The organism is Mesorhizobium sp. P3_A9 (assembly GCF_056402975.1).
The window spans coordinates 1-6,820 of the sequence record NZ_JBFUGJ010000315.1; the positions used below are offsets into that span (position 1 = coordinate 1).

Below are 6,820 nucleotides of genomic sequence, written 5' to 3' on the forward strand. Positions count from 1 at the left end.
CGCCGTGGTGTTCCTCTCCAATGGCGGCAATTTCTGCTCCGGCGGCGATGTCCACGACATCATCGGCCCGCTGGTCAAGATGGACATGAAACAGCTCTTGGCTTTCACCCGCATGACCGGCGATTTCGTCAAGGCGATGCTGAATTGCGGCAAGCCGATCATTGCCGCCGTCGACGGCGTCGCGGTCGGCGCCGGCGCCATCATCGCCATGAGCTCCGATATCCGCATCGCCACGCCGGAAGCCAAGACCGCGTTCCTGTTCACCCGCGTTGGTCTCGCCGGCTGCGACATGGGCGCCTGTGCGATCCTGCCGCGCATCATCGGCCAGGGCCGCGCCGCAGAACTGCTCTACACTGGCCGCACGATGACGGCGGCCGAAGGCGAGCGCTGGGGTTTCTACAACCGGCTGGTCGATGCGGCAGCGCTCGAGGCAGACGCGCTCGACATGGCGGCGCGTATCGTCTCCGGCCCGACCTTCGCCCATGGCATCACCAAGACACAGCTCAACCAGGAATGGTCGATGGGCCTCGACCAGGCGATCGAGGCGGAAGCACAGGCGCAAGCGATCTGCATGCAGACGCGCGATTTCGAGCGCGCCTACAAGGCGTTCGTGGCCAAGGAAAAGCCGGTGTTCGAGGGGGATTGAGGATGATGCTTTCCGTAGAGTGTCCGGCAGGACAGAGGGGGGCGCCGTAGAGCGCAACGCTCCAAATACTGCGGAGGGAGAAATGCCTGACCGCTCCTTCCTCAATTGGCCGTTCTTCGAGGACCGTCATCGCGAACTGGCCGAGCACCTCGAAGCATGGTGCGCGACAAACCTCCCTGTCGATCACCACGATGTCGATGCGGCCTGCCGCGAGCTGGTGCAAAAACTTGGCCGGGACGGCTGGCTGAAGCCGACAGCTGTTGACACCGACAATCCGGCACCCCTCGACGTGCGCACTTTGTGCGTCACCCGCGAGACGCTGGCGCGCCATGACGGGCTCGCTGACTTCGCCTTCGCCATGCAAGGGCTCGGCACCGGCGCGCTCAGCCTGTTCGGCACGCCGGAGCAGCAGCAATGGCTGGCGAAGACGCGTGCCGGCAAGGCGATCTCGGCCTTTGCCCTGTCGGAACCGCGCTCGGGATCGGATGTCGCCAACACCGAGATGACAGCGACCCGCGACGGTGACAGCTATGTGCTGTCCGGTGAAAAGACCTGGATCTCCAATGGCGGCATCGCCGATCTCTACATCGTCTTTGCCCGCACCGGCGAGGCGCCGGGCGCCAAGGGGCTTTCCGCCTTTGTTGTGCCTGGTGACGTCAAGGGCCTTGGCATTGCCGAACGCCTCGAAGTGATCGCGCCGCATCCGCTGGCGCGGCTTTCCTTCGATCAGGTCCGCCTGCCTGCCGCCGCACTGATCGGCAAGCCCGGCGACGGTTTTCGTATCGCCATGTCGGTGCTGGACGTGTTCCGCTCGACCGTTGGTGCAGCAGCGCTCGGCTTCGCCCGCCGCGCACTGGATGAAAGCATCAAGAGGGTGGCCGAGCGCAAACTGTTCGGCGCGCCGATGGCCGAGTTGCAGATGGTACAGGGCCATATCGCCGACATGGCGCTCGACGTCGATGCGGCCGCCCTGCTGGTCTACCGCGCCGCCTGGACCAAGGACATGGGCGCGGCGCGGGTCACCCGCGAGGCGGCAATGGCAAAACTGTTCGCCACCGACAAGGCGCAAGAGGTGATCGACAGAGCGGTGCAGCTGCATGGCGGCGACGGCGTCCGCAAAGGCCATATTGTCGAAAGCCTGTATCGCGAGATCCGTGCGCTGCGCATCTATGAGGGCGCATCCGACGTGCAGAAAGTGGTCATCGCCAGGCAAGTGATGGGCGCGGCCTGACGGCAAGAAATTGGCAGGCATTCGATTTTGAGACTTTGGTTTTTGGGAATACCGGGAGGCTAGAAATGCACGAGATTTTGCAGCCGGAAGGCTGGGCCAAGCCGGTCGGCTACGCCAATGGTGTCGCGGCGCGTGGGCGGTTCATCTTCGTTGGCGGACAGGTCGGCTGGAACGGGCAGTGCCAGTTCGAAACCGATGAGTTTGTCGGCCAGGTGCGGCAGACGCTGCAAAACATCGTCGCGGTGCTGGCCGAGGCAGATGCTGAGCCGCGGCACATCACCTCGATGACCTGGTACTTCACCGACAAGGCCGAATACCTCGCCAATCTCAGGGGCATCGGCGAAGCCTATCGCGAGGTGATCGGCCGGCATTTTCCGGCGATGGCCGCCATGCAGGTGGTGGCGCTGGTCGAGGACCGTGCCAAGGTCGAGATTCAGGCCACAGCCGTTATTCCGGACGAACTCGTTAATCCGGAATAATGAATTCGTTGCTCGCGGAATAATTTATGCGCGCAGCCCCGCCTGCCTCAAAATCGGCAGCACGTGATCGCAGAAATAGGGCAACTCCCTGGTGTAGTTGACGAAGGACAGCGCAATGCCCTGGTAGCCATGTCCGGCAATGGCGGCCATGTCGGCGGCGATGGTTTCCGGCGTTCCGATCAGCGGATAAGTGCCGGCGCCGCCGGCGAAACGCTGCCGGTAGCGGTCATAGGCATGCGGGTCGTGCGATTGCGAGAATTCCTTCTTGCCGGCCATGTGGGCATCGACCGCATCGTGGTCGGCCATATCAACGGCATAGCGCGTGTAATAATCCTGCGCCTCCTCCATCGTCGGGCGGCAGACGACATGCGCCACCGTGTAGACGCCGACGTCCCGGCCAACCTTGTCGGCGCGCTCCCTGATATCGGCGACATGTTTGCCGGCATCGGACATTTCGGAAAAGGTCGTGAACAGGTAGTCGCATCGGGCGGCGGCGAAATCGCGGCCCGGTCCGCCGAAAGCGGCGTTCATGGTCACCGGGCGCGGAACCTGCAGGCTGGCCGGCCGGCTGACGGCTTCCTTGAGGTGATAGTAGGTGCCTTCATAGTCGAGCGGCTCGGCCGACGCATAAAGCTTCTCGAGGATTTCGATCCATTCGGCCGCCTGGTCATAACCTTTCTCGACCAGCGGCGTGCCGAACATGCCGAATTCCTTCGGGTTCCAGCCGCAGACGATGTTGAGGCCGGCGCGACCCTGGGAGATATGGTCTACCGTCGCCAGCGCCTTGGCGGCATAGAGCGGATGCACCAGAGGTACGTGCACGGTCATGAACAGCCCGATCTGCTCGGTGGCCATGGCAAGTGCCGCTGCCCAGGTGAAGGTCTCGAACGACCATTCGCGCACCTTGTTGCGGCCGCCAAAGCCGCGCCAGCGGGCAATCGGCAACATGAACTCCAGCCCGGCGCGGTCGGCAATTTGCGCCGCCGTCAGATTGTCCTGCCAGCTCGCCGTCCAGCGCTCCGGAACATCGGTGATGGCAAGGCCACCATCCGCATTGGTCGAAAAGACGCCGAGCTTCAGTTTGTTGGAGCCGTGCAAGGGATGTGGTTTGTTCATGTCGCGACCTCCCGGCGAAGATCGCACGCTACGGCTCCGCGAAAATATTTCAAGCATGAAATAGCTTCGCCTTGCGATAGTTTGCCGATATGAATTCGGCGGAATGAGAAAGGGATGGGCATGAGCGAGTTTCGTCAGAAATGCATCGGCAAGGCAAACCTCGTCGGCTCCTTTGCTGCCATTCCGCATCCCGTCGCGCTTGAAGTGATGGCGCAGGCCGGCCTCGATTTCCTCTGCATCGACTGGGAGCATGCGCAGATTTCGCGCGACATGATCGAGACCATGGTGCGCGCGGCCGACGTCCATCGCGTGCCGGCGATGGTGCGCGTTCCCGGCCATGCGCCGGAAGCGATCCAGGCGGCTTTGGACAGCGGCGCGCAAGGCGTGCTGGTGCCACGCGTCTCGACCGCGGCACAGGCGGCGATGGCCGTGAAAGCCTCGCGCTATCCGCCACTCGGCGAGCGCGGCGTCGGACCCGGTCGGGCCGCCGGCTACGGCTATCGCATTCCCGAATATCTTGCCGGCGCCAACGACAGAACCGTCGTCGCGGTTCAGGTCGAGACATCGGAGGGCCTCGCCAACATCGACGCGATCGCGGCCGTCGACGGCGTCGACGTGATCTTCGTCGGCCCCGGCGACCTTTCGGTGTCGATCGATGCGATCGGACCGCAAGGCGCTGACAAGCTCAATGCGGCGATCGCGACAATCATCGGCGCGACGATCGCACATGGAAAAACTGCCGGCATATTTTGCGCCAGCCCACAGACTGTCAGCCGCTGGGCAGCCATCGGCGCGAGTTTCTTCGTGCTGGCCAGCGACACAATGTTTCTTGGCGCCGGCGCTGCAGCCAACGGCGCCGCCGCACGCGACGAATTGGCATAGGCTAGCCCGGCCAGGCAAAAAGCGTATCGCAGGCGCAACAGGCCGGCCAAGCTTTTTAAGCTTAAAACTTTCGCCTTGAAAAGCGTCCCACTTTGGATAAGCATTCAAAATCGATGGCGGCTGCCGTGCCGGAGGGGGTTGCCGGCCAGTCCATCGTGGTGTTCGGGTGGGAGGGGTTCAGTCCTTGACGTTCATGCTGCCCCAGTCGTCGTCCAGCGCGCGCTATGCCGTCGATGGCGTGCGCGTCCAGATCCGCTATCTGCACACCGAAAACATCGCCAACCGCTCGACCGCATGGTCGCGGCCATGAATTGACGCCCCGCTGGGAGGTGGGACGGCAAGAAACCGTGCGGGGCCAGCCCCGTTCGATCAACAACCAGAGGGAATACCCCAGAGGGAACACCAATGAAGCTCAACCGTCGCAATCTCATCCTGCTCGCCGCTGCCATCGGCATCGCCGCCGGCCCCGCCACCGCCTATGCCGCCGATGTGCTCAATGTCGGCGCCTACCCGACCAATCCGCCCTTCGAATACAAGAACGAGAGCGGCACTTTCGAAGGCTTTGAAGTCGACATCGTCAACGAAGCTGCCAAGCGCATCGGCATGACGACCGACATCGCCGACCTCGGCTTCCAGGCGCTGTTCGCCGCCACCACGTCGAAGCGCATCGACGTCGCCATCTCGTCGATCACCATCACGGCGGAGCGGCTGAAGTCGCAGTCGTTCACGCAGCCCTATTATGATTCCGACATGGGCATCGCGACGAAGACCGACAGCGCTGTTAACACCGAGGCCGACCTCAAGGGCAAGATCGTCGGCGTGCTGTCCGGCTCGACCGGCGAGACCTGGGTCAAGGCACATCAGGAAGCCGACGGCTTCAGCGACGTGAAGGGTTATGACACGCAGCAGAACCTGCTGCTCGACCTCAGCGCCGGCCGCGTCGACGCCGCCGTCAGCGACATTCCGGGCATGGAATATTCCTTCACCAAGATGAAGGATTTGAAGGTCAAGCAGCGCATCAAGACCGGCGAACAGTACGGCCTGATGATGACCAAGGACCACCCGCTGCTCGGCAAGCTCAACGACGCGCTGACCGCGATGAAGAAGGACGGCACGCTGGCCGCGATCCACAAGAAGTGGTTCGGCAGCGACGCGCCGGCCGATTCCTCGACGGTGAAGGAAATGCCGCTGCCTAAGGCCTGAGTGGCGATGCACTGAGATCGTGCCGGCTTTCCAGGCCGGCACGATTCATTTCACGCTCAGCGCCTGCTGCCGCACAGACCGGCTCACCGTAGGCGACGTCGTTTGGTTTCAACTGGAGCACCCTTTGCTCTGGCGTCGCGGGACACAAAACAGTTCGGGAACGCTCCCATGTCGCTGATCGACACCTTCTTCAATCCCGATGTCATCATGTCCAGCCTGCCGGCGCTGCTGCGCGGTTTCCTGAACACGCTGCTGCTCGGCATCCTGAGCATCGGCATCGGTATCCCCATCGGCCTGGGGATCAGCCTGGTGCGGCTCTATGCGCCGAAGCCGCTGCGCTGGCTGGCGGTCGGCTACACCGACATTTTCCGCGCGCTGCCGGTGCTGGTCGTGCTGATCCTGATCTACTACGCGCTGCCCTTCCTCGGCATCCGCCTGTCCTCCTGGGCCTCCGCCGTGACGGCGTTCGCCTTCATCATGTCGGCCTATTCGGCCGAAGTGTTCCGGTCCGGCATAGAGAGCATTCCGAAAGGCCAGTTCGAGGCGTCGCAAGCGCTTGGCCTGCCGTTCCTTTTGACCTTGCGCAAGGTGGTGCTGCCGCAGGCGATCCGTGTGGTCATCCCGCCGATGACCAGCAACTGCGTCTCGATGTTCAAGGACACCTCGCTCGCCTCCACCGTGGCGCTGCCGGAACTCTTGAAGGAAGCGACCAACGCGCAGTCGCTCTACGCCAACCCCTCGCCGCTGATCGGCGCGGCACTGGTCTATCTCATCTTCCTCTGGCCGATGGTCCGCCTCGTCAGCATGCTTGAAGACCGCTTCAAGACCGAGAAGACGCGCTGATCTCGCCAACCGATCCACTCGCCCAAGTCCTTTGTAGGAGCCTACCCCGTGAACAAGCATCAAACCGACACAGCGAACGCCTCAGCGTTCCCCGTCGACACCATCCGTGCCATGTTTCCCGCCCTGCAGCGGGCCGGCGATTTTATCTTCCTGGACAACGCCGCCGGCGCGCAGATCCCGCAGAGCGTGCTCGACGCGGTGACCAACCATCTGGTTTCGCACAATGTGCAGCGCGGCGGCCGCTATGGCCGCAGCGTCACCGTCGACCAGTCGGTCGCCGATGCCCGGACAAGCGTGGCACTGCTGATCAACGCCTACAGCCCGGCGGAAATCTGCTTCGGCATGAACGCCACCTCGTTCATCCGCCTGGTCAGCCTCGGCATCGGCCAGATGCTTGCCAGAGATTCAACGGGGGAACGT

9 protein-coding genes are annotated in these 6,820 nt (G+C 63.1%); 8 read left to right on the forward strand and 1 reads right to left on the reverse strand.

Annotated elements, in window-relative coordinates; translation table 11 throughout:
* The 3 genes from AC1DX0_RS28245 to AC1DX0_RS28255 all read left to right on the forward strand — a co-directional run.
* A partial coding sequence (locus AC1DX0_RS28245) for an enoyl-CoA hydratase family protein (protein ID WP_477357694.1) occupies positions 1-646 on the forward strand: 646 nt, incomplete at its 5' end.
* Positions 647-728: 82 nt separating this feature from the next.
* A complete protein-coding gene (locus AC1DX0_RS28250; RefSeq protein ID WP_477223096.1) occupies positions 729-1,877 on the forward strand; it encodes an acyl-CoA dehydrogenase family protein in 1,149 nt (382 codons plus the stop codon).
* Between the two features lie 65 nt (positions 1,878-1,942).
* On the forward strand, positions 1,943-2,356 hold the full coding sequence (locus AC1DX0_RS28255; protein ID WP_477223097.1) for a RidA family protein: 414 nt from the start codon (positions 1,943-1,945) through the stop codon (positions 2,354-2,356).
* A 24-nt stretch (positions 2,357-2,380) separates the two neighbouring features.
* Here the strand turns inward: AC1DX0_RS28255 and AC1DX0_RS28260 are convergent, their stop codons facing one another.
* On the reverse strand, positions 2,381-3,472 hold the full coding sequence (locus tag AC1DX0_RS28260) for an LLM class flavin-dependent oxidoreductase (protein ID WP_477223098.1): 1,092 nt from the start codon (positions 3,470-3,472) through the stop codon (positions 2,381-2,383).
* Between the two features lie 120 nt (positions 3,473-3,592).
* On the opposite strand from AC1DX0_RS28260, the gene AC1DX0_RS28265 reads away from it, so the two are divergent.
* From AC1DX0_RS28265 to AC1DX0_RS28285, 5 genes are all read left to right on the forward strand, one after another.
* On the forward strand, positions 3,593-4,354 hold the full coding sequence (locus AC1DX0_RS28265; protein WP_477223099.1) for an HpcH/HpaI aldolase family protein: 762 nt from the start codon (positions 3,593-3,595) through the stop codon (positions 4,352-4,354).
* A gap of 184 nt (positions 4,355-4,538) precedes the next feature.
* Positions 4,539-4,664, forward strand: coding sequence for a hypothetical protein (locus AC1DX0_RS28270; protein WP_477223100.1), 126 nt, complete (start codon positions 4,539-4,541; stop codon positions 4,662-4,664).
* 95 nt (positions 4,665-4,759) lie between these two features.
* On the forward strand, positions 4,760-5,557 hold the full coding sequence (locus AC1DX0_RS28275; RefSeq protein ID WP_477223101.1) for an ABC transporter substrate-binding protein: 798 nt from the start codon (positions 4,760-4,762) through the stop codon (positions 5,555-5,557).
* Positions 5,558-5,725: 168 nt separating this feature from the next.
* Positions 5,726-6,400 (forward strand): amino acid ABC transporter permease, encoded by a 675-nt coding sequence (locus AC1DX0_RS28280; RefSeq protein WP_477223102.1) that lies wholly within the window; start codon positions 5,726-5,728, stop codon positions 6,398-6,400.
* A 48-nt stretch (positions 6,401-6,448) separates the two neighbouring features.
* On the forward strand, positions 6,449-6,820 hold a 372-nt coding region (locus AC1DX0_RS28285), incomplete at its 3' end, for an aminotransferase class V-fold PLP-dependent enzyme (protein WP_477357697.1).

Coding starts and splice junctions, on each gene's coding strand:
- AC1DX0_RS28255 (WP_477223097.1), top strand. CDS start 1,943: ATGCACGAGATTTTGCAGCCGGAAGGCTGGGCCAAGCCGGTCGGCTAC.
- AC1DX0_RS28265 (WP_477223099.1), top strand. CDS start 3,593: ATGAGCGAGTTTCGTCAGAAATGCATCGGCAAGGCAAACCTCGTCGGC.
- AC1DX0_RS28260 (WP_477223098.1), bottom strand. CDS start 3,472: ATGAACAAACCACATCCCTTGCACGGCTCCAACAAACTGAAGCTCGGC.
- AC1DX0_RS28250 (WP_477223096.1), top strand. CDS start 729: ATGCCTGACCGCTCCTTCCTCAATTGGCCGTTCTTCGAGGACCGTCAT.
- AC1DX0_RS28280 (WP_477223102.1), top strand. CDS start 5,726: ATGTCGCTGATCGACACCTTCTTCAATCCCGATGTCATCATGTCCAGC.
- AC1DX0_RS28275 (WP_477223101.1), top strand. CDS start 4,760: ATGAAGCTCAACCGTCGCAATCTCATCCTGCTCGCCGCTGCCATCGGC.